The following is a 22,493-nucleotide window of genomic DNA, read 5'->3' as shown; positions in this document are numbered from 1 at the left end:
TAACCGGCGGCTGAATCAGGGTGGTACAGCGTCATTCACGCCCCTGACCAGAGATGGTCGGGGGCGTTTTTCTTTTCCCCGACACAGATTAGGAGGAATGTAAGATGAAGCAAGGTTTTGAAAAGTACATCCCCTTTGTCCCCCTCAAGCGGGCCCACCGGGCCTGGCCGGACAAGGAGCTGAAGCAAGCCCCCATCTGGTGCTCCGTGGACCTGCGGGATGGCAACCAGGCCCTGATCGACCCGATGAACATCGATGAGAAGCTGGAGTATTTCCACACCCTGGTGGACATCGGCGTGAAGGAGATCGAGGTGGGCTTCCCCTCCGCCTCGGAGGTGGAGTACGAGTTCTGCCGCACCCTGATCGAGGGCGGCCATATCCCCGACGACGTGACCATCCAGGTCCTGGTCCAAGCCAGGCCCCACCTCATCGAAAAGACCTTTGAGGCCATTGAGGGTGCCAAGCACGTCATTTTTCACTTCTACAACTCCACCTCCACCCTCCAGCGGAAGGTGGTCTTTCACACCGATGTGGCGGGGGTGAAAAAGATCGCCGTGGACGCCGCTGAGATGATCTACACAATGGCTCAGAGCGCCATCGCCGCCGGGATGGACCTGCGCTACGAGTACTCCCCCGAATCCTTCATGGGCACCGAGATGGAGGCCGCCGCAGAGATCTGCGCCGCCGTGCTGGACGCCCTCCACGCCGACACCGGCCACAGGGTCATCCTCAACCTGCCCACCACCGTGGAAAACTGTATGCCCAACTACTTCGCCGACGAGATTGAGACCTTCATCGAGCTGCTTCCCGGCCGGGAGCGGGCCATCATCTCCCTCCATCCCCACAATGACCGGGGCGAGGGCGTGGCCACCGCCGAGCTGAGCCTGCTGGCCGGCGCCGAGCGGGTGGAGGCCACCCTTTTCGGAAACGGCGAGCGCACCGGCAACGTGGACATGGTGACCCTGGCCCTCAACCTCTACACCCAGGGGGTGGACCCCGAGCTGGACTTCTCCCATATCAACCGCATCCGGGACGTGTATGAGCGCTGCACCAAAATGAAGATCGGCCCCCGCCAGCCCTATGTGGGCGAGCTGGTGTTCACCGCCTTCTCCGGCTCCCACCAGGACGCCATCAACAAGGGCACCCAGTACATGAGAGAGCAGGGCAGCGAGTATTGGGAAATCCCCTACCTCCCCATCGATCCCGCCGACGTGGGCCGGGAATACGAGCCCATCATCCGCATCAACAGCCAGTCGGGCAAGGGCGGCGCCGCCTTTGTCATGCAGCAGAGCTTCGGCTACGACCTGCCCAAGGCCATGCACCCGGAGTTCGGCCGCATCGTCCAGCGCGAGACCGAGCGGATGGGCACCGAGCTGCAGCCCCAGCGCATCTTCGAGCTTTTCCGGGAAAACTACATCGACGCCACCGCCCCCTACCAGCTCCTCCGGCACTCCTTTGAGGAGGCCACCGACGAGCGGGGCGTCTCCCGGGTCCGCTTCACCGGCACCCTGCGCCACACCGATACCACCTTTGAGGTCTCCGGGACCGGCAACGGCCCCATCGACGCCTTCTTCAACGCCATCCACGGCCAGAAGATGGACCGCTTCACTTTTGTGGACTATAAGGAGCACGCCGTTTCCAACGGCTCGGACTCCATGGCCGTGGCCTACATCCAGCTCCGGGACGAGGCCGGCCGGGACGTCTATGGCGTTGGTGTGGATCACAACATCAATCTGGCCCCCCTCCGTGGCATCCTCTCCGCCATCAACCGGGCCTGGCAGGCCCGTCACCAGGGCTGATTTGACGCATTACTTGCAAGTTCAAAAAATTCTCCTGCATTTTTGCAATTTTTCTTGCATTTTTGCTTTCCCTGGGGTATACTGACTTCAGAAGAAAAAGGTCGGCAGACCGCCCACAGGGAAAGGAGCATCAGCCATGTATGCGGTTCGTTTCGGAGGGATCGAGCTTCCCGTCAGCAGTCAGTGCGAGGCCTGGCAGGTAGCCGGGTCGGACAGCGGCTTCCCCACCGCGGAGGAGCGGCGGGGAAGCCGGGCAGAGCGGTTGGCGGAGTTACGTTTCCGCCGCCAGAAGGGGTACCCCGTCTCCCTGCTGGATCGCTGGCAGGGCTGGTTCCAAAGCTTGTAACAACAAATCGAAGCCCCCGCCGTGGTATTCCACGGCGGGGGCTTTTTCATCTTGGTTCAGCCCAGGCCCAAATCCCGGGTGGCGTAAGCGTTCAAATCGCTTCCGGCGGTATGACCCGCAAGATACTCATAGTAGCCCTGACTGCCAATCATGGCCCCGTTGTCGCCGCACAGAGACAGGGGCGGCAGAAAGAGTTTGTCTCCCGATTTCCGACAGGCCCGCTCTAGGTCGGCCCGGATGCGTGAGTTGGCCCCCACACCGCCGGCCACGGCGATCTTGCCGTAGCCCTTCTGCCGGGCGGCCTCCATGGCCCTGGGCACCAGGATGTCGCTGACAGCGGCCTGGAAAGAGGCGGCCAGGCCGGGGCCGTCCAACTCCTCCCCCTTTTGCTGAGCGTTGTGGAGCAGATTCAGCACGGCGGTCTTCAGCCCGGAGAAGGACATATCCAGGGGATGCCCCTCCACGTGAGAGCGGGGCAGGGAATACCGCTTGTCGTCCCCCCCCTGGGCCAGACGGTCCATGGGGCCCCCGCCGGGGTATCCGATGCCCAGCACCCGGGCGGCCTTGTCGAAACACTCCCCCGCGGCGTCGTCACGGGTGGCCCCCATGATCTCCATATCGGTGTAGTCCCGCACATCGGCAATCAGAGTATTGCCGCCGGAGACGCACAGGCAGACAAAGGGAGGCTCCAGGTCGGGGTGGGCGATGTAGTTGGCGGCGATGTGCCCCCGGATATGGTGGACCGGGATCAGGGGCACATCCAGGGCCAGGGCCACCGACTTGGCGAAATTGACCCCCACCAGCACCGCCCCGATCAGGCCGGGGGCGTAACTCACCGCAACGGCGTCGATGTCCGCCCGGGTGAGCCCGGCGTCGGCCAGAGCCTTGTCCGCCAGTCCCACGATGGCCTCCACGTGCTTTCGGGAGGCGATCTCGGGCACCACACCGCCGTAGAGGGTGTGCATGTCCACCTGGGAGGCGATGGCATCGGAGAGGACGGTGCGGCCGTCCCGCACCACCGCCGCCGCGGTCTCGTCACAGGTGGATTCAAAAGCCAGGATATTCAAAGGCCCGCCTCCGCTTCCAGTGGTACGAACACCTGTTTTTCATAAATGTGGTCCGGAAAAGCGCTGTGGTAGAGCTTCCGGTGGGTGACCATCAGCGCCTCGTCGGAAATGTCCGGGCCATAGGCCAGGACGATGTAGGGGACCCCGAATACCTGGGTGCGGTACCCCATCTCCCGAAGGCCCGCGCGCCGGTAAAAGCCCAGCCTCCGGCGGCGGAGGGCGTCGACTTCCTCGTCTCCCGTGTCGGGGATCTCCACCTCGCCGAAGACCCCGTGTCCTCCCTGGCAGAACTGGTCCAGCATCCGGCCCAGCAATTCACTCCCCGTTCCCTGGTTCCGCCCCTCGGGCAGGACCGCGAAATAATCCAGCATCACGTAGGGGTCCTCCCCCGCCTTCCAGTAGAGGGCGTAGGCCGCCAGCTCCCCCTCCCGGAACAGACCGTAAGGCTCATACTCCCCCCGGGCCATCAGCTCCAGCAGGCGGGACAGGGGTTTCAGCTCATCGGGGGGAAAATCCCGCTTCATGTGGCTATGAAACAATCTCTCTAATTCCTCCGGGCTCAACAGCCGGAACTGTGTGTCACGCATGGGGCTCCTCCTGAAATTCCAATGTCATGATGAGGGCGTCCTCCTTGGGCGCCTGATAATAGTCTTTTCTCCGGCCCACCTGGGCAAAACCGTGCTTCATGTAAAGCTGGATGGCGGGCGTGTTTGACTCCCGCACTTCCAGCGTGAGGAAGGCCAACTTGGAACGGCCGAAGCGGACGAACACATCCAGCAGATCGTCGGCGATTCCCTGGCCCCGGTAATCCTCCCGGACAGCGATGTTGTCCACATAGCCCTCGTCCACCACCACGTGGAGCCCGGCATAGCCCAGCACCGCCCCGTCGGCCCGCTGGGCCACGATAAAGGAGGCCAGGGGGTTGAACAGCTCCTCCTCCAGGGCCCGCTCCGACCAGGGGGTAGAGAAGCACTCCCGCTCGATCTGGGCGATCTCGTGAAGGTGGGAGCGGTCCATGGGGACCAATTTATAGTTTTTCATCCTTTCGCCTCCCCCCAGCTCTTCCCGGCAGCCGAGTCGGCCCGCATGGGCACGGCGTAATCCACCACGCCCTCCATCTCCCGGGTCAGCAGTTCTTTCACCTGTTCCGTCTCCCCCTCCGGGCACTCCACGATCAGCTCGTCGTGGACCTGGAGGACCAGCTTCGCCTCCAGGCCCGCCTCCTTCATAGCCTTCCACACCCGTATCATGGCCAGCTTGATCACATCGGCGGCGGTACCCTGGATGGGCATATTGAGGGCCACCCGCTCCCCAAAGGAGCGCAGGTTGAAATTGGAGGATTTCAGCTCGGGCAGCCAGCGGCGGCGGCCCATGAGGGTGGAGACGTAGCCGTTTTCCTTGGCCTGGGCCACCACCCGATCCATATACTCCCGCACACCGTGGAAGGTGGCGAAATAGCGTTCCATATACTCCTTGGCCTCCCCCCGGCTCACGCCGATGTCCTGGGACAGGGAGAAATCGGAGATACCATAGACGATCCCGAAATTCACCGCCTTGGCCCGGCGGCGCATCTCATGGCTCACCTGCTCCGGCGGGACCCCAAAAACCTGGGCGGCGGTGGCGGTGTGGATGTCCGCCCCACTGAGGAAGGCCTCCTGCATGGTCTTGTCATCGGCGATGTGGGCCAGCAGCCGCAGCTCGATCTGGGAGTAGTCGGCGTCCACCAGCATATGGCCGGGGGCCGCTACGAACATATACCGCAGCTGGGCGCCCAGCTCGGTGCGCACCGGGATGTTCTGGAGATTGGGCTCCGTGGAGGACAGCCGCCCCGTGGCGGTGACCGTGTTCTGGAAAGAGGTGTGGATGCGCCCGTCCGGGCCGATGACCTTGGACAGCCCGTCCACATAGGTGGACTTCAGCTTGGTGTACTGGCGGTAGCTCAGAATGGCGTCGATGATGGGGTGGTGGCCCTGGAGCTTTTCCAGCACCTCGGCATTGGTGGAGTATCCCGTTTTGGTCTTCTTCACCGGCGGCAGGCCCAGCTTGTCAAAGAGGATGTGACCAAGCTGCTGGGTGGAATTGATGTTGAAGGTCTCCCCCGCCAGGTCGTAGATCGCCGCCTCGTCCCGGCTGATCTGCTCATCCAGCATTTCTCCATACTTGGCCAGGGCCTTCCGGTCCACCAGCACGCCGGTATGCTCCATCTCGGCCAGCACCGGGCAGAGCGGAAGCTCTACGTCATAGCAGACCCGGCCCAGCTCCATCTCCTCCAACTGCTGGGACAGCACCCCATAGAGCGCCTCCACAAGGGCCGTGTGGCTGACCAGCGCCTCCATAGGCCCGGCGGGATCGGCCAGGGGACCGAAGGCGTCCGGGTCCTGGTAGGCCTTCGCCTTTGGGGTCTCCACGTTGAAATAGGACACCGACAGCTTTTCCAGCTCATAACTCCCGTCGGTGGGGGCCAGCAGGTAGGCGGCCAGCTCCGTGTCAAAGACGAAGCCCTCGGTGGAGAGGCCCTCCGTCAGCAGCGCCCCCATGAGTCCCTTGACCCCGTGGGACACCTTCCTGATCCCGGCGGAAAACAGGGCCCGGAGAAAGTCGTTATACCCCTCCAGCCGATCCGGGAAAAAGAGGGCGGCTCTCTCCGCCTTCCCACTCCCCCACGCCACACAGACGCCGTTCAGGCCGGGCAGGGCTACCAGGGCCACGTGGTCCAGCCCCCGCCAGAGGGTCAGCAGCTCCTCCATCCGGGATGCGTCGGTAACGATCTCCCTTTCCAGATGTCCCTCAAAGGCGGAGGGCGCGCCGGATGGCGTCCCGGCGCCGGCCGTCAACCCCATTTTGTCGATGAGCTTGGAAAACTCCAGCTTGAGGAACAGCTCGTAGAGGGCCGGGCCATCCACCGGCTTCCGGGCGGCGTCCTCCGGCTTGAAGTCGATGGGGGCGTCCCGGTGGATGGTGGCCAGGTCATAGGACATCCGGGCCATCTCCCGGCCCTCCTCCAGCTTCTTCACCACCCCCGGCTTGGCCGGGGTCTCCGGGGCGGTGACGATCTCCGGCATATGGTCGTAGAGGTGGGCTATGGAACCGTACATCTGGATGAGCCCCATGGCGGTCTTTTCCCCGATGCCCTTCACGCCGGGGATATTGTCGGAGGAATCCCCCATAAGGGCTTTCAGGTCCACGATATGGATGGGGTCAAACCCGTATTCGGCCCGGAAGGCCTCCGACGTCATGTCCCGGGTGGTGGTCTGCCCCATACGGGTGGTCACCAGCTTGACGGTGGTCTGTTCGGTGATCAGCTGGAGGGAGTCTTTGTCCCCGGTGACCACCACCGTCTCCCAGCCGGCCTTACCGTCCAGCTCGGCGATGGTGCCGATCAGGTCGTCGGCCTCCCAGCCGTCCAGCTCGTAGGTGGGGATATTCATGGCATGGAGCACGTCCTTCAGGATGGGCAGCTGGGCCGCCAGCTCGTCCGGCATCCCCTTGCGCTGGGCCTTATAGCCCTCGTAGGCCAAATGGCGGAAGGTGGGCGCCTTCCGGTCAAAGGTGACACACAGGCCCTCCGGAGCCTCCTCGTCCAGCAGCTTGAACAGGATATTGAGAAAGCCGTAGACCGCGTTGGTGGGGGTGCCGTCCCGGGTGGTGAGCATCCGGATGCCGTAAAAGGCCCGGTTGATGATAGAGTTGCCGTCGATGACCATAAGCTTCATTAGGAAGCCTCCTGCCTCCGGGGTTGCCCGGACATAAAATTTCAAATTACAGTATACCAGCTTTCCCCATTTGGGGCAAGCTAAAACAAGAAGGGCGCCCCCTGTCAAAAGGGGCGCCCTTCTCCGTCTTTAGATCCCGTCTTTCATCCGCCCCAAGGGCACGTATACCGTCAGCCACATGGTAATGAAGCAGGCAAGCCCGCCGATCACATTGGAGATTGGTTCCGCCCAGAATACCCCGTCCACGCCCCAGCCGATGCCGGGCAGGAGCAGGGTCAGGGGCGCCACGATCATCACTTTGCGGAACATGGAAAAAAACACGGCGCTTTTGGACCGGTTCAGGGCTACCGATACCGACTGGCCGATGAACTGGAAGGCCATACAGAAAAAGGCGGCGAAGTAGATGCGGAAGGCCGGTATCCCCGCCTCCAGCAGCTCCGATTCACTGTTGAAGATGTGTATGAACACCTGGGGTGCCGCCATAACCAGGATCCAGACCACAAGGGAATAGCCCAAAGAGGAAATGGCGGTGAAACGAATCCCCTCCCGGACCCGGCCGTAGAGCCCGGCGCCGTAGTTATAGCCCAGCACGGGCTGACAGCCGTTGGTGAGGCCGGTCAGCGGCATGGTAAAGACCTCCCGCACCGAGTTGATGACGGTCATCACCCCCACGTATAGGTCTCCCCCCACCCGCTGGAGGGTGGCGTTGCACAAAATCTGCACCAGGGAGTTTGTAAGGGACATAACGAAACCGGAGGTGCCCAGGGCCAATATCCGCCGGACCCGCTGCCAGCGAAGGGCCAGCGCGCTTTTTCTCAGGCGCAGGATGGCCTTCGGCCCCGTCAAAAACCCCAGGACCCACACCGCGGAGCACCCCTGGGAGATCACCGTGGCCAGGGCGGCCCCCCGGACGCCCATCTGGAAGATAAAAATGAAAACGGGGTCCAAAACCAGGTTGACCGCCGCCCCCAAAGCCACCGTCATCATGCCCACCCGGCCAAAGCCCTGGGAGTTGATAAAGGGGTTCATCCCCAGCCCCACCATCACAAAGATCGTGCCCAGCAGGTAGATGGTGAGATAGTTGTCCGCATAGGGAAAGGTGGCGTCGCTGGCCCCGAAGAGGTACAGGATGGGCCTTTTGAACAGCAGACACAGCACCGTCAGACAGACCCCAAAGAATAGAAGAAGCGTAAAGGAATTTCCCATCACATTTTCCGCCTCGCTGTTTTCCCCCCTGCCCCGGTGGATGGAGCACAGCGGCGCGCCGCCCATGCCGCAGAGATTGGCGAAGCCGATCAAAATGGAGATGACTGGGAGGCAGAGGCCCAGCCCGGTGATGGACAGCCGCCCCACCCCCTCCAGATGCCCCAGGTACACCCGGTCCACAATGTTGTACAGGATGTTGATCAGCTGGGCCGCCGTCATGGGCAGGGCCATGGAAAAGATGTTCCCCGAGACCTTTCCCTGGGAAAAATCATTCTTCTCCATCCGCCCGCCCCCTTGCGTTTTTTATGCCAACGTGTATGATAGGTATTATACAAAATTTCTCTCTCCGGGGCAAGCCCCTGAAAGGAGCCCAGCCATGTTTCTCACCGAGGCGCAAGACTTATTTCCCGAACTAAAAGCGCTGAAAGACGACCTCCACCGCCATCCGGAGGTAAGCTTCCAGGAGCGGCGCACCACCGCCCGGATCAAGGAGCTTTTGGCCCCTCTTGGCCTCGCGCTCATCGACCTGGGCATGGAGACCGGCGTAACAGCTCTCCTCCGGGGCGGCCGCCCGGGAAAGACGGTGGCCCTCCGGGCCGACATCGACGCTCTGGAACAGCAGGAGCCTGCGGGCAAGGCCGTCGTTTCCCAGATCCCAAACCGGATGCACGCCTGCGGCCACGACTTCCACACCGCCGCCCTTTACGGCGCCGCCCGGCTCCTCTCTGCCCACCGGACGGAACTGGCAGGGGACGTGGTTTTCCTCTTCCAGCCCGCCGAGGAATTTACCCAGGGGGCGGCGGCCATGATCCGCCACGGCCTGTGGAAAAAGCTGCCCTGTAAACCAGATTTCCTTTTCGGCCTTCACAACCGCCCGGAAATTTCCCGGGGACAGATCGCCGTCCTCCCCGGTCCCATTATGGCGGGCAAGTCCAACTTTAAAGTGGTTTTTCACGGCAGGACCGGCCACGGCGGCTCCCCCCATAAATGTGTGGACGTCCTGGTTCCGGCGGCGGCCTTCATCCAGGGGGTCCAGAGCATCGTCAGCCGCAACGCCGACCCGCTGGAGGGCCTTGTCTGCGCCGTGTGCTCCATCCATGGCGGCTCCCCGGAGAACTTTGCCCCCGACCAGGTGACCATGACGGGCAGCATCCGGGCCCTTTCGGAGGAGGTAAAGGCCATGGCCGAGGGCCGGGTCCGGGCTCTGGCCGGACAAATTGCCGCCGCCTACGGCTGTACCGCCCACGTTGACCTGATCCCCGAGGTGCCGGTGACCTGGAACAGCCCAGAGATGACCGCCCTGGCCCGCCGGGCGGCGGAGGCGGTGGTAGGGACGGAGAACATCGTCCAGCCCAGGCCCGCCATGGGCTCCGAGGACTTCGCCGTCTTCGGCCGGGACGTCCCCTCCTTCTTTTACTGGGTGGGCTCCGGCTATCCCGGTCAGGAGATGCCCTGCTGGCACAGCGATCAATTCACCACTGATGACGAGGCCCTGCCCATCGCCGCCGCCCTTCTGGCCCAATCGGCGCTGGTCGGGCTGGCATGAAAGGAAATGAGCTCTATGGAAGAATTACTGGAACAGCTCTGCGGTAAGGACACCAAGCTGGCCTACCAGGCCCTTCTGTCCCTGAAGGCGGAGAGCAACTCCTCCCCCGCGGTCTATACCTATTTTGACCGGTTTCTGGAAATGATGGACGACGCCAGCTCCTATCTGCGCACCAGAAGCCTCCTTCTGCTGTGCGCCAACGCCCGGTGGGATCGGGAGAACAAACTGGACGGGGCCATAGACCGTTTTCTGGCCCATATTTCCGATCCAAAGCCCATCACCGCCCGGCAGTTTATTCAAGCCCTGCCCCAGGTGGCCCTGCATAAACCCGCTCTGGCGCCCAGGATCCGGGCCGCGCTGGAAAACGCCGATCTGAGCGCCTACCCGGACAGCATGGCGCCCCTCGTCCTCAAGGACATCACCAACGCCTTGCGGCAGATATAAAAACGGCCCCCCTTCCTTTTCGGAAGGGGGGCCGCCGATTTACCCGCCCGTCTTTGTATAAGCCAGCACCGCGTCCCGCAGAAACGCGGCACAGCCGGGCGTTTCCCCGTCGTAATAGGCGGTGAACCGCTCGTCGGTCACGTACAGCTCCGCGATCCCCCTGTGGCGCCGGGGATCATAGCTCTGCCCGCCGAAACACAACCATTTCCCATGGAGGGCGGCGATACGCTGTCCCTCCGCCCCGGCGGGGTCCTCCCCCGCCTGGACGGCGGCGGACAGGGCGGACTTGATCTCCTCCCCCAGGGCCTCCCAGGCCTCATGTCCCGCCTGGTCCATGGACAGAAAGGCCTCATTGGCCTCGTCGGCCGGCCGGTCTCCGTACTTGGCCCGCACCTCTTTTCCGTAGCGTGCCTCGTTCTCCTCCACAGCCTTCTTTTGGAAGGCGCGGAATTTTTCCTCGTCTTTCATACTGATTTCTCCTTTCGCTTCCCGCAGAGTATGTTCGACTGTCAGGATGAGATCTTCCAGACGTTCCCGACGCTCCACCAGGGCCCTCAGATGGCTCTCCAGAGCCGCCTGCCGGTCGAAGCCCGGGTCGTCCAGAATGGCGCCGATGGCCTCCAGCCGCAGACCCAGCTCCCGATAGAACAAGATCTGCTGAAGCCGGTCCACCTCCGCCGGTCCGTAGAGCCGGTACCCCGCCCCGGTCGTCCGCCCCGGCTTCAAAAGCCCCAGATGGTCGTACCACCGCAGGGTCCGGGCAGTGATCCCGGACAGGTCCGCCAGCGCCTTTACGGTATATTCCATTGGTCATCCCTCCTGACAAGATCCAGCATACTCCTTGCCGTTACGAAAAGGTCAAGAAAAAAATCAAATCATTGAGCGTTGTTTTTTGATGCTCTGATTTTGCCCGAAACAGGCCGGAAAGACCTCGCCGGGTTTTTCCGGCCCTGTTTGTATGTTACACGAGAAACACTGACAGCCTATGTCACGTTTCTCAAATAAAAAAGAGACAGACGAATGTCTGTCTCTTTTCTCGCTCTGAAATCAGGCCAGCTGAGCCTTGGCCAGCTGGGTGAGCTGGGTGAAGGCGGCCTTGTCGTTGACGGCCATCTCAGCCAGCATCTTGCGGTTGATGGTGATGCCGGCCTTCTTCAGGCCGTTGACGAAGGTGGAGTAGTTCATCCCGTTCATCTTGCAGGCGGCGGAGATACGGGTGATCCACAGGGAGCGGAAGTCACGCTTCTTCAGGCGGCGGCCGATGTAAGCGTACTTCAGGGACTTCATGACCTGCTCGTTGGCCATCTTGAAGTGCTTGGACTTGGCGCCCCAGTAACCCTTCGCCAGCTTCAGGACCTTATTTCTTCTCTTGCGCGTCATCATCGCGCCTTTAACTCTAGCCATGGTATTTGAAACCTCCTATATTCGAGTAAAAATCAAATTATTTGTAAGGGATCATACGCTTGATGGTGGCCGCATTGGTATCATCAGCGTAGGCACCCTTGCGGAGGCCTCTTTTGCGCTTGGTGTCCTTGCCGTGGCCGTTGAGCAGGTGGGACTTATAGGCGTGGGCCCGCTTGACCTTGCCGGTCTTGGTCAGATTGAATCTCTTTTTCGCCCCGGTATGGGTCTTGAGTTTAGGCATGGTGTATTCTCCTTTATCGTAAAATGAACTTGCTTACTTTTTAGGCTCCTTGGCGATCTTGGAGGAGAGGAAAATGGACATATGACGGCCGTCCAGCTTGGGCTCCTTGTCCATGGCGGCCACTTCGGCGCACTCCTCGGCGAACTTCAGCAGCAGCTCCCGGCCGATCTCGGTGTGGGCCATTTCACGGCCGCGGAAGCGCACGGTGACCTTCACCCGGTCCCCTTCACCCAAAAACTTCTGGGCGTTGCGCAGCTTGACGTTGAAATCGTTCACGTCGATGCTGGGAGACATGCGCACTTCCTTGATCTCCACCACATGCTGATTCTTCTTGGCCTCTTTCTCCCGCTTGGTCTGCTCGAACTTGAACTTGCCGTAGTCCATGAGCTTGCACACGGGGGGAACGGCGTTGGGAGAGATCTTCACCAGGTCCAGGCTGGCCTCCTCGGCCTTCTCCAGGGCCTCCCGGGCGGACATGATGCCAAGCTGCTCACCGTCGGCGGCGACCAGGCGCACTTCCTTGTCCCGGATCTCTTCATTGATCTGATGACCTTTGTTGCTGATACGAAAGCACCTCCATTCAACACACACACGTTTTTCACATACAAAAAACACGGAGCCGAAACGGCTCCGTGCAACAAGACAAAACACCGCCGGATATTCCGGCGAGCGATACCATGTTGACCCCTTCGGCTCTGGCCGGGAGGTGAGGACGAAACCGTTCCTTCTTTATTGTGCTTTGATAGTATACCAGTCCACGCCTGCTCTGTCAAGTGTTTTTTAACCACACTGAAAAAGCCTTCCCAAAGCGGAAGGCTTTTTCAGATCACCGGCGCAGATACCGGCGGCAGACCTCGTTGGCTCTGGCAGCCGTCTCACTCTCGTCCAGCGTCACCAGTTCCCCGTTTTGCACCACGGGGACGCCGTTGATGATGGTATAGTCCACCGCCCCTTTGAAGCCTACGGTGCCCAGCATGGATTTGGGATCGAACTGGGCCCCCGCCAGCTCCGGGCGGGTCAGGCGGATGAGGAACAGGTCGGCGGCCATGCCGGGGGCCAGGAAGCCGATGTCGGTCCGGCCCAGGAGCTTGGCGGAGCCACGGGTGGCCAGCTTCAAAATGTCATACCCCGTGGGGGCCAGGGCGCTGGAGTGGAGCCGGTGCAGAAGATAGCACACCCGCAGCTCCTCCAGCAGGTTGGAGCCGTCGTTGGAGGCGGCGCCGTCCACCGCCAGGCCCACGTTTACCCCCAGCCGGAGCATCTCGGGCACCCGGCAGACGCCGGAGGCCAGCTTCATGTTGGAGATGGGACAGTGGGCCACGCCGGTGCCGGTCTCCGCCAGCACCTTCAGCTCGTCATCGTTGAACCAGATGCCGTGGGCGTACCACACGTCGGGCCCGGTCCAGCCCACAGAGCGCATATACTCCAGGGGCCGCATCCCAAACTTCTGGAGGGTGTAGTCCTCCTCGTCCCTGGTCTCGGCCACGTGGGTATGGAGCCGGACCCCGAGGGACCGGGCCAGCTTGGCGCTCTCCCGCAGCAGGTCGGTGGACACCGAAAAGGGCGAGCAGGGCGCCAGGGCCACCTGACGCATGGAAAAGCGGCTGTCGTCGTGCCACACCCGCACCAGACGCTCGGAGTCGGCCAGGATGTCGTCGATGGTCTGCACCACGCTGTCCGGGGGCAGGCCCCCGTCCTTCTTGGACAGGTCCATGGAGCCCCGGGAGGCCACGAACCGCATCCCCACCTGCTGGGCGGCCCGGAACTGGGCGGCGATCAGGTCCCCGCCGTTCTTTGGAAAGACATAATGGTGGTCGAAACAGGTTGTGGTGCCCGTCTTGGCCAGCTCCGCCAGCCCCACCAGGGAGGCGCAGGACTCCACCTCCTCATCCAATCCCTTCCACACCTCGTAGAGTGTCACCAGCCAGGGAAAGAGCTCCATCCGCTGGACCTCGGGGAGATTCCGGGAAAAGAGCTGATAGAGGTGGTGGTGGGTGTTGATAAGGCCGGGATAGACCACCATATCCCCGGCGTCGATAACCTGCTCGGCCTGCCGGGCCTGGGGACCGATGTACTCGATGGCGTTGTCCCGGATGAAGAGGTTGCACCGTTCGTAGAGGGTGTCCTTGTCGTCACAGGAGACGATATACCGGGCGTTTTTGATAAGCAGCGTGGACATGTGCATACCTCCCTCATATGGATCAGGCGGGCTGACAGCTCAACTGATTCAGATCGTTTACTTGGAACGTGATATCCCCTTCGGCGGCTTGGAATCCCGCGGTGTCCAGATAAATGTCGATCCGCTCCCCGGGGCCGGTCCCCTTTTGGGCTTCCCTCGTATTTTTTAGTTTATCACACCAGGATGGGGAACACAATGGGCGGGACATATTTGTCCTTCTGGCTACAACGGATTTCCCATTATAAAAAACAAGGGAGCCGGCTGAAACAGCCGGCTCCCTTGCCTCTTTCCCGCCGTTCTTACTGGATGCTGGTGACCGTGTACCCGGCGTTGGCCACGGCCTGCTTCAGGGCTTCGTCGGTGGCGTCGCCGGTGACAGTGGCGGTCTTGGTCTCCAGGTCCACCACGGCGGTGACCCCGTCCAGCTTGGTGAGGGCCTCGGTGACGTGGGCCACGCAGTGCTGGCACATCATGCCCTCGATGACAATTTTCTTTTCCATAGTATTTTTCGCTCCTTCTTTCTTTATTTTCTCCTCCGGCACCGCCGTTTTAGGGGCGGTATGCCTGGGTTTGAACAACTTCAGCCGCAGGGCGTTGGACACCACGCACACCGAGCTCAGAGACATGGCGGCGGCGGCAATCATGGGGGAGAGCTGAATGTGGAAAATGGGATAAAAGGCTCCGGCGGCCAGGGGGATGCAGATAGCGTTGTAGAAAAAGGCCCAGAAAAGGTTTTCCTTGATGTTCTTGATGGTGGCCTTGGAGAGCTCCACCGCCGTCACGGCGTCCATCAGGTCGCTCTTCATCAGCACCACGTCGGCGGACTCGATGGCCACGTCGGTGCCCGCCCCGATGGCCAGGCCCACGTCGGACCGGGCCAGGGCGGGGGCGTCGTTGATGCCGTCCCCCACCATCGCTACTTTTTTGCCCTTCGCCTGAAGGTCGGCGATGACCTTTTCCTTATCCTGGGGCAGCACTTCTGCCACAACGTCCGTCAAGGCCAACTCCTTGGCAATGGCCTGGGCGGTGCGGCGGTTGTCTCCGGTGAGCATCACAACCTCCAGCCCCAGATCCCGCAGGGCGGCAATGGCGGCGGCGCTGGTGGGCTTCACCGTGTCGGCCACGGCCACGATCCCGATGAGCCTGCCGTCCTGGGCAAAGTAGAGAGGGGTCTTTCCCGCCCCGGCCAGGGCTTCGGGGGTCTCCCCCGCCGCCGTCAGATCGATCTGGTTCTCCTCCATCATGGCCCTGTTGCCCGCCAGGAAGCGGGCCCCCTGGACAGCGGCGGTGACCCCCCGGCCGTGGACGGCCTGGAACTCCTGGGCGGGAACCAGGGGGATGTTCCGCTGTTCCGCCTCGGCCACCACGGCCTGGGCCAGGGGGTGCTCCGAGGGCTTTTCCAGGGAGGCCGCCACGCAGAGGAGCTCCTCCTCGGTGGTCTCCCCCAGAGGCGTCAGGTCGGTCACCACGGGCTTTCCCTGGGTGACGGTGCCCGTCTTATCCAGGACCACGGTCTGGATGGAGCGAAGCCCCTCTAGGGCCTCGGCGGATTTGAACAGGATGCCGTTTTCCGCCCCCTTCCCTGTGCCCACCATGATGGCCACAGGCGTGGCCAGGCCCAGGGCGCAGGGACAGGAGATGACCAGCACTGCCACTCCGGCGGTGAGGGCCCGGGTAAAGTCGCCGGTGGCGAAGAACCAGACAGCGGCGGTGACAAGGGCGATGCAGATGACCACCGGGACGAATACCCCGGCCACCTTGTCAGCCAGCTTGGCGATGGGGGCCTTGGAGGAGGCGGCCTCGTCCACCAGGGCGATCATCTGGGCCAGGGTGGTGTCGTCCCCCACCCGGGTGGCCTTGAAGGTGAAGGCGCCGGATTTGTTGATGGCGGCGGCCGCCACCTTGTCCCCCGGCCCCTTGTCCACGGGGATGGACTCGCCGGTGAGGGCCGACTCGTCAATGGAGGAGGAGCCCTCCACGATCTCGCCGTCCACGGGGATGGCCTGCCCGGGCCGGACCACGATCAGGTCCCCCACCGCCACTTCCTCCACGGGGATGACGGCCTCCTGCCCCCCCCGGAGGACGGTGGCTGTCTTGGGCGCCAGGTCCATCAGCCGGGAGATGGCCTCCCCCGTCTTGCCCTTGGAGCGGGTCTCCAGGTACTTGCCCAGGGTGATGAGGGCCAGGATCATGCCGGCGGACTCAAAATAGAGGTCCATGGACCACCGCTCCACCCGGGCCAGGTCCCCGTGGCCCAGCCCCCAGCCGATCTCAAAGATGGCGGCCACGCCGTAGATGACGGCGGCGGCGGAGCCCAGGGCGATAAGGGAATCCATGTTGGGGGATCGGTGGGCCAGGGTCTTGAAGCCCACTTTGTAGTATTTGTCGTTGACGTACATGATGGGCAGGAGCAGCAGGAATTGGGTCAGGGCAAAAATAAGTGCGTTTTGCGTCCCATGAAAAACATGGGGGATGGGCCAGCCCATCATGTGGCCCATGGAGAGGTAAAAGAGGGGGATCAGAAAAACGAAGGAGACGATGAGACGGTGCTTCATCCCCTTGAGCTCCTCCTCCATGGAGGGCACGCCCGCTGTGGCCGACTCCTTCTTCCCCGCTTTTCCGGGGATCTGGGCGCCGTAGCCGGAGTCCACCACGGCGGCGATGATGCTGTCGGGGCTCTGGGCGGCTGGGTCGTAGTCCACCTGCATGATCCCGCCCAGCAGGTTCACGTTCACCCCGGACACGCCCTCCAGTTTGGACACCGCCTTCTCCACGTGGGCAGAGCAGGCCGAGCAGGTCATTCCTGTGACTGTAAATTTTTCTCTCATGGCGTTTCCTCGCAATCTAAGGTCGGTGCGTTACTTTAATATCTTGTCCAAAGTGGCGATCAATTCTTCTACTTTTTCGCCCCGGTCCTCCGCCGTGGCCGCCTGCTGGACACAGCCCCGGAGATGGGCGGTCAAAATCTCCCGGTTCACACGGTTCAAAAGGGCCTCGGTAGCCATCACCTGCTGGGAGATATCGATGCAGTAGCGGTCCTCCTCCACCATCTTGAGGATGCCGTCCAACTGGCCGCGGGCTGTTTTCAACAGCCGGAGGGTCTTGTTCTTGTCTGCCATCATGGGGCAAACCTCCTTTTGGTATTTCATCCATAGACACCCCCCAGGGGGGTAGTGTTATCATAGCGCATTGATAGGGTTTTGTCAAGGACAACTCCAGAAAAAAACAGACGGACAGCCAAAGCTGTCCGTCTGTCAAATAGATCCAAATCACCGCTCGCCCTTGTCGTAGGGAATGCCCTCGGCCCGGGGCGCCTGGGAGTTGCGGGCGGTAAAGGCCAGGACCACCAGAGTGGCGATGTAGGGCACCATCTTGTAGACGTCGCTGGGGATGTTCAGGGCCACCAGCGCGGGGACCACGGAATAGGTGGCGGCGATGGTCTTCATAAAGCCGAAGAAGAGGGAGGCGAAGAGGATGCGCCCCGGCTTCCACTGGCCGAAGATCAGCACGGCCAGGGCCAGGAAGCCGTAGCCGGAGACGGTGGCGTTGAAGTTGGTGGAGGTGGGGATGACGAACACCAGCCCGCCCACGCCCGCCAGCGCGCCCGAGATCAGGGTGCCGGCGTAGCGCATCTTGTAGACGTTGATGCCCACGGAGTCGGCAGCCTGCGGATGCTCGCCACAGGCCCTCAGACGCAGCCCGAAGCGGGTCTTGTAGAGGACGATGGCGGACACGGCCAGAATGCCGAAGCCGATATAGGTGGTGAGATAGCTGTTGCGGAAGAACATCTGCCCAATGACCGGGATGTCTCCCAGCAGGGGGACCTTTTCAATGACAAAGTGGTTGGCGAAGGGCACCTGCTGCACCCCCAGCACCAGCCGGGCCACAAAGATGGAGATGGCGGGGGCGAACACGTTGATGGCGGTGCCCGAGATGGTCTGGTCGGCCTTCATGTTGATGGAGGCGTAGGCGTGGACCAAACTGACCACCATGCCCGTGACGGCGGAAACCAGCAGGGCCAGCAGCAGCATCCCCTGCTCAGAGGTGGCGTCTGGGTTCTGGAACAGGTGTAGGAACATGATACCGGTAAAGGCGCCAATGATCATGGTGCCGTCCAGGGCGATGTTGACGATGCCGGACCGCTCGGCGAAGAGACCGCCCAGGGCCACGATGAGGAGGGGCACGGAGAAGCTCATCATCTGCTGGACCATAAAAATCAGAAGGTCAAGTCCGCTCACTGTCCCTCACCTCCTTTTCCATCTTCCGCTTGCTGCGTCTGATCCTGGAGTTCTTGATGGTCCGTCTCAACTTTCTCCTGAGCGGCCGCCTTGGGCGCAAGCTTGATCTTTCCAATCAGCTGGCTGAAGAAGAGGGCAAAGGCGGCGAAGTAGATGATGACGGCGGACATGATATCCACAATCTGGGTGGGGAAGCCATAAGACTGCATGGACAGTCCGCCCTGGGTCAGGTAGGCCATAAAGGTCCCGGTGAAGATGATGGCGATGGGGTTGGACATGCCCAGCAGGGCCACGGGGATGCCGTTGAAGCCCTCGGCGGCCAGCACATCCAGCACAGGGATGCCGGAACCGGCGCCGGAGAGATAGTAGAGGGCCCCGCCGATACCGGACAGCCCCCCGGCAAAGACCATGGCAAGCAGGATATTCTTCTTGTCGTTGATGCCGGCGTACTTGGCGGCGTCCCGGTTATAGCCGCAGGCCTTCAGCTCGAAGCCCAGCTTGGTCTTTTCCAGGATGACCCAGACCACCACGCCCAGAATGGCGGCGATCACGAAGCCGGCGTTGGCGCTGGAGGGGGCGCCGCCGTCCACAAAAATCTTGTCAAAGCCCAGCTTGGGCAGAACGGCGGTGGCCGCGGGCTGAAGGGACATATTTTTCGCCCGGTCAAAGACGAATTTGCGGACCAGGAGATTGGCCGTGGACATGCCAATATAGTTCATCATGATGCAGGCGATGACCTCGTTGATGTTGCAGTAAGCCTTCAGCAGGCCGGGGACGCTACCCCACAGCGCCCCCACCAGTGCGGCGGTCAGGATGGCAACCAGGCAGTGGATCCCGGCGGGCAGTCCGGTAAACTTCACGCCGACGTAGACGGCGGCGAAGGCCCCCATGACATACTGGCCGGAGGCGCCGATGTTGAAGAGGCCCGTCTTTTTGGCAAAGCCCACCGATAGGCCGGTCATGATGATGGGCGTGGCGTAATAGAGGACCTGTCCCATATTTTTGGGGTTTTTCACGCCGCCGGTTGCGATAGCCCGGAAACCGGGCAGGGCGTTGGAGGGGTTGGAGATGAACAGGATCACGAGGCCCACCAGCATACCGATGAGAATGGCCATGATCGAGGCCATGGCGTTGCGAAAGCCCTGGCGCTCCAGGAGATTGCCGTTTGTCTTCACGCCGCCTCACCGTCCTCTCCGTAGGACTGGACCATATTTGGATACCAAATCTTCATGTTCAGCCCACCGCCTTTCTCTTGGAGCCGGCCATGTAAAGGCCAAGCTCCTGTACCGTGACCTGCCGGGGATCCAGCTCTGCCACGATCTCCCCTTCGTAAATCACCAGGATACGGTCGGCCAGATTCATCACCTCGTCCAGTTCCAGGGACACCAACAGAATTCCCTTGCCGTTGTCCCGCTCCGCCACCAGCTGATGGTGGATGTACTCGATGGCGCCCACGTCCAGGCCACGGGTAGGCTGGACGGCGATGAGGAGATCGGGATCCCGGTCGATCTCCCGGGCCACGATGGCCTTCTGCTGGTTGCCGCCGGACATGGAACGGGCCGTGGTCCTGCCCCCCTGGCCGGAGCGGATGTCGTACTTTTCAATGAGCTTGTCGCCATACTGGAAGATCTTGTCGTACTTCAAAAAGCCCCCGGAACAGAACTCCGGCTCAAAATAGCTCTGGAGCACCAGGTTATAGGCCAGGGGGTAATCCAGCACCAGGCCGTGCTTGTGCCGGTCCTCGGGGATATGGCCCAGGCCGTGGGTGTTCTTGTGGCGGATGGAGGAATGGGTCACGTCCTCCCCCTTCAGCCGCACCGTGCCGGAGTCCGGTTTCATCAGGCCGGTGATGGCCTGCACCAGCTCGGTCTGGCCGTTTCCGTCGATCCCGGCCACGCAGACGATCTCGCCCCGGCGCACCTTCAGGGAAACGCCGTTAACCACCTTTTTTCCGTGGTCCTTATTGATGACGGTAAGGCCCTCGGTCTCAAAGACCACGTCGGTGGGATGGGCGGGGCCTTTCTCCACCTTCAGTTCCACCTTGCGGCCCACCATCATCTCGCTCATCTCCTCCTTGGAGACGCCGGAGACGTCAATGGTGCCGATGTATTTGCCCTTTCGGAGGACGGTGCAGCGGTCGGCCACCTCTTTGATCTCATTGAGCTTGTGGGTGATGAAGAGGATGGACTTGCCCTCGGCGGCCAGACCCTTCATGATCTTCATCAGCTCTTCGATCTCCTGGGGAGTCAATACGGCGGTCGGCTCGTCAAAGATCAGGATCTCATTGTCCCGGTAGAGCATCTTCAGGATTTCCACCCGCTGCTGCATCCCCACGGTGATATTTTCGATGAGGGCGTCCGGGTCCACCCGCAGGCCGTACTGCTCGGAGAGGGTCACCACTTTCTTCCGGGCCTCGTCCATCTTCAAAAAGCCATGGCTGGTGGTCTCCATCCCCAGGACGATGTTTTGGAGCACAGTAAAATTGTGGACCAGCTTAAAGTGCTGATGCACCATGCCGATCCCAAGGTCGTTGGCGTCGTTGGGGTCCTTGATCTGGACGACCTCCCCATTCTTTTTGATGACGCCCTTCTCCGGCTGATACAGCCCGAACAGGACGCTCATCAGGGTGGACTTCCCCGCTCCGTTCTCACCGAGCAGGGCGTGGATCTCACCTTTTTTGAGCTGCAGGGTGATGTCATCGTTGGCAATGATCCCGGGAAATTCCTTCGTGATATTGCACATCTCGATGATGTACTCACTCATCCAGCGCCACTCCCTTCTTCTCAGACTCCCGTTCTCACGGGCGATGATTCGGTTCCATTATATCGCTCCATTCGGCATTTTGCAAGGAAAACGCTCGAAAAAAATCAGTTATCCTAAAAGAAATTATGCAACTTCACCAAGTGTTGAGATATCCATACTTGTCAACTGTTTTTACTTGCCAAGCTGTCCATTTTTCTGCCAGGCCGCCAGCACGGCGTCGATGGCGGCGGCCCGGAGGCCGTGGCGCTCCAGCTCCGCCACGCCGGCGATGGTGGAGCCGCCGGGGGAGCACACGTCGTCCTTGAGCTTTCCGGGATGGGCCCCGCTCTCCAGCACCATGGAGGCCGCCCCCAGGGTCATCTGGGCGGCATAGACCAGCGCCTTGCTCCGGGGCAGGCCCGCGGCCACGCCGCCGTCGGCCAGCGCCTCGATATAAGGATAGATAAACGCCGGGCCGCAGCCCGCCACGGCGCTGAACGCATCCATCAGCCCTTCCTCGATGCGCTCCACCCGGCCGGTCTGGGCCAAAATGTCCTCCACATCTGTAAAGTGTTTTTCCTTGGCGGTTTTTCCACCCGACAAAGCGGTCATCCCCGCCCCGATGGCACAGGGAGTATTGGGCATGATCCGCAGGACGGGCACCCGCTCTCCCGTCCAGCTCTCGAGGTCGGCCAGAAGGACGCCGGCCGCCACCGAGACCACCACCCGGTCCATCAGGGCACCGGACAGCTCTTCCAGCACCCCGTGGATCAGCTTGGGTTTGACGCAGAGGAAAACATACTCCCCCGCCGCCGCGGCCTCTTGATTTGTCCGGACCGCCTGGCAACCAATTTCCCTTGCCAGTTCTTCCGCCTTTTCAAAGGTTCGGTTGGCCACCACCACCTGGTCGGGCCCCAACGCCCGGCAGGCCGCCTTGATCAGGGCCGAGCCCATATTCCCCGTTCCGATAAATGCCGCCTTTTTCAAGCCGCTCCCCCCTAAGAATATTGATTTTTTTATTATATCATTTCCGACCCGGCTCGTCTACTGTCACTGGGGCGGTTCCGGCGGCATAGAGATGGAAAAAGGAGGTCTGCACAGTGGAGCCGTTTCCCCTCTCTCTGCCCCACCCCGCCGCCGCAGCCGTACTGCGGGGCGACGGGGCCAATCCCGATCTGTCCGGCGAGGTCCTGTTCTACCCTTACAGCGCCGGGACCCTGGTGGTGGTCCGGGCGGTGGGTCTCCCCTCCCCCGGATTTCTGGGCTTTCATATCCACGCCATGGGCGACTGTACCACCGGGGGCGATGTCCCCTTCCAGCGGGCAGGCAGCCACTATGATACCCACGGGTTCCCCCACCCCTGGCACAGCGGCGACCTGCCCCCGCTGCTGGGCTCCCAGACCGGGACCGCCCTGCTGGCGGTCTACACCGACCGGTTCCGCCCCGAGGAGGTCATCGGACGGTCTGTGATGGTACACGAAAAGGCCGACGACTTCCGCTCCCAGCCCGCCGGAGACAGCGGGGACCGCATCGCCTGCGGGGTCATCCGCCCCCTGTGACAAAAAGAA

General features: G+C 61.8%; 21 protein-coding genes. 5 read left to right on the top strand and 16 right to left on the bottom strand.

Going from position 1 to position 22,493, the window contains the following annotated elements; genetic code table 11:
- Positions 1 to 104: 104 nt before the first annotated feature.
- Together AAEU42_RS07875 and AAEU42_RS07870 are read left to right on the top strand one after the other, a co-directional pair.
- Complete coding sequence (locus AAEU42_RS07875; protein ID WP_342232994.1) at positions 105 to 1,799, top strand: 2-isopropylmalate synthase; 1,695 nt, start codon at positions 105 to 107, stop codon at positions 1,797 to 1,799.
- 136 nt (positions 1,800 to 1,935) lie between these two features.
- Positions 1,936 to 2,145, top strand: coding sequence for a hypothetical protein (locus AAEU42_RS07870; RefSeq protein WP_342232993.1), 210 nt, complete (start codon positions 1,936 to 1,938; stop codon positions 2,143 to 2,145).
- A 56-nt stretch (positions 2,146 to 2,201) separates the two neighbouring features.
- Here AAEU42_RS07870 and tsaD read toward each other — a convergent pair whose 3' ends face one another.
- From tsaD to AAEU42_RS07845, 5 genes are all read right to left on the bottom strand, one after another.
- Positions 2,202 to 3,212 (bottom strand): tRNA (adenosine(37)-N6)-threonylcarbamoyltransferase complex transferase subunit TsaD, encoded by a 1,011-nt coding sequence (gene tsaD / locus AAEU42_RS07865; protein ID WP_342232992.1) that lies wholly within the window; start codon positions 3,210 to 3,212, stop codon positions 2,202 to 2,204.
- A complete protein-coding gene (locus tag AAEU42_RS07860) occupies positions 3,209 to 3,736 on the bottom strand; it encodes a GNAT family N-acetyltransferase (RefSeq protein ID WP_342232991.1) in 528 nt (175 codons plus the stop codon). The genes tsaD and AAEU42_RS07860 overlap by 4 nt, the downstream gene beginning before the upstream one ends.
- 55 nt (positions 3,737 to 3,791) lie before the next feature.
- Complete coding sequence (rimI, locus tag AAEU42_RS07855; RefSeq protein ID WP_342232990.1) at positions 3,792 to 4,253, bottom strand: ribosomal protein S18-alanine N-acetyltransferase; 462 nt, start codon at positions 4,251 to 4,253, stop codon at positions 3,792 to 3,794.
- Positions 4,250 to 6,925 carry a DNA polymerase I gene (gene polA / locus AAEU42_RS07850; protein WP_342232989.1) on the bottom strand — a complete coding sequence of 892 codons (2,676 nt, stop codon included), beginning with the start codon at positions 6,923 to 6,925 and terminating at the stop codon, positions 4,250 to 4,252. The genes rimI and polA overlap by 4 nt, the downstream gene beginning before the upstream one ends.
- Before the next feature lie 129 nt (positions 6,926 to 7,054).
- A complete protein-coding gene (locus AAEU42_RS07845) occupies positions 7,055 to 8,413 on the bottom strand; it encodes an MATE family efflux transporter (RefSeq protein ID WP_342232988.1) in 1,359 nt (452 codons plus the stop codon).
- Between the two features lie 94 nt (positions 8,414 to 8,507).
- On the opposite strand from AAEU42_RS07845, the gene AAEU42_RS07840 reads away from it, so the two are divergent.
- Together AAEU42_RS07840 and AAEU42_RS07835 are read left to right on the top strand one after the other, a co-directional pair.
- Positions 8,508 to 9,677: a M20 metallopeptidase family protein gene (locus tag AAEU42_RS07840; protein ID WP_342232987.1), complete on the top strand. Its 1,170-nt coding sequence runs from the start codon at positions 8,508 to 8,510 to the stop codon at positions 9,675 to 9,677.
- A gap of 15 nt (positions 9,678 to 9,692) precedes the next feature.
- Positions 9,693 to 10,121, top strand: coding sequence for a SufBD protein (locus tag AAEU42_RS07835; protein ID WP_342232986.1), 429 nt, complete (start codon positions 9,693 to 9,695; stop codon positions 10,119 to 10,121).
- 39 nt (positions 10,122 to 10,160) lie between these two features.
- Here AAEU42_RS07835 and AAEU42_RS07830 read toward each other — a convergent pair whose 3' ends face one another.
- From AAEU42_RS07830 to proC, 11 genes are all read right to left on the bottom strand, one after another.
- Positions 10,161 to 10,928, bottom strand: coding sequence for a MerR family transcriptional regulator (locus AAEU42_RS07830; protein WP_342232985.1), 768 nt, complete (start codon positions 10,926 to 10,928; stop codon positions 10,161 to 10,163).
- A gap of 240 nt (positions 10,929 to 11,168) precedes the next feature.
- Positions 11,169 to 11,525, bottom strand: a complete 357-nt coding sequence (gene rplT / locus AAEU42_RS07825; protein WP_342232984.1) for a 50S ribosomal protein L20 — start codon at positions 11,523 to 11,525, stop codon at positions 11,169 to 11,171.
- Positions 11,526 to 11,562: 37 nt separating this feature from the next.
- The gene (gene rpmI, locus AAEU42_RS07820; RefSeq protein ID WP_342232983.1) at positions 11,563 to 11,766 is read right to left on the bottom strand and encodes a 50S ribosomal protein L35; all 204 of its coding nucleotides are present in this window, start codon (positions 11,764 to 11,766) and stop codon (positions 11,563 to 11,565) included.
- Between the two features lie 33 nt (positions 11,767 to 11,799).
- The gene (gene infC, locus AAEU42_RS07815; RefSeq protein ID WP_342232982.1) at positions 11,800 to 12,357 is read right to left on the bottom strand and encodes a translation initiation factor IF-3; all 558 of its coding nucleotides are present in this window, start codon (positions 12,355 to 12,357) and stop codon (positions 11,800 to 11,802) included.
- Positions 12,358 to 12,592: 235 nt separating this feature from the next.
- Positions 12,593 to 13,945, bottom strand: a complete 1,353-nt coding sequence (locus AAEU42_RS07810) for an 8-oxoguanine deaminase (protein WP_342232981.1) — start codon at positions 13,943 to 13,945, stop codon at positions 12,593 to 12,595.
- A 299-nt stretch (positions 13,946 to 14,244) separates the two neighbouring features.
- Positions 14,245 to 16,773, bottom strand: a complete 2,529-nt coding sequence (locus tag AAEU42_RS07805) for a heavy metal translocating P-type ATPase (protein WP_342232980.1) — start codon at positions 16,771 to 16,773, stop codon at positions 14,245 to 14,247.
- A 30-nt stretch (positions 16,774 to 16,803) separates the two neighbouring features.
- The gene (locus AAEU42_RS07800) at positions 16,804 to 17,067 is read right to left on the bottom strand and encodes a metal-sensing transcriptional repressor (protein ID WP_342232979.1); all 264 of its coding nucleotides are present in this window, start codon (positions 17,065 to 17,067) and stop codon (positions 16,804 to 16,806) included.
- 147 nt (positions 17,068 to 17,214) lie between these two features.
- A complete protein-coding gene (locus tag AAEU42_RS07795; protein ID WP_342233344.1) occupies positions 17,215 to 18,156 on the bottom strand; it encodes an ABC transporter permease in 942 nt (313 codons plus the stop codon).
- Positions 18,157 to 18,179: 23 nt separating this feature from the next.
- Entirely contained in the window at positions 18,180 to 19,358 is a 1,179-nt protein-coding gene (locus AAEU42_RS07790; RefSeq protein WP_342232978.1) for an ABC transporter permease, read from the bottom strand.
- A 58-nt stretch (positions 19,359 to 19,416) separates the two neighbouring features.
- On the bottom strand, positions 19,417 to 20,946 hold the full coding sequence (locus AAEU42_RS07785; protein WP_342232977.1) for an ABC transporter ATP-binding protein: 1,530 nt from the start codon (positions 20,944 to 20,946) through the stop codon (positions 19,417 to 19,419).
- A 171-nt stretch (positions 20,947 to 21,117) separates the two neighbouring features.
- Positions 21,118 to 21,912 carry a pyrroline-5-carboxylate reductase gene (gene proC, locus AAEU42_RS07780; protein WP_342232976.1) on the bottom strand — a complete coding sequence of 265 codons (795 nt, stop codon included), beginning with the start codon at positions 21,910 to 21,912 and terminating at the stop codon, positions 21,118 to 21,120.
- 113 nt (positions 21,913 to 22,025) lie between these two features.
- Between proC and AAEU42_RS07775 the strand changes: the two genes are divergently transcribed.
- The gene (locus AAEU42_RS07775; protein ID WP_342232975.1) at positions 22,026 to 22,484 is read left to right on the top strand and encodes a superoxide dismutase family protein; all 459 of its coding nucleotides are present in this window, start codon (positions 22,026 to 22,028) and stop codon (positions 22,482 to 22,484) included.
- Positions 22,485 to 22,493: the final 9 nt, after the last annotated feature.

The organism is Pseudoflavonifractor phocaeensis, from assembly GCF_038439875.1.
Lineage (GTDB): Bacteria > Bacillota > Clostridia > Oscillospirales > Oscillospiraceae > Vermiculatibacterium.
This window is presented reverse-complemented; position numbering and strand designations above follow the sequence as displayed.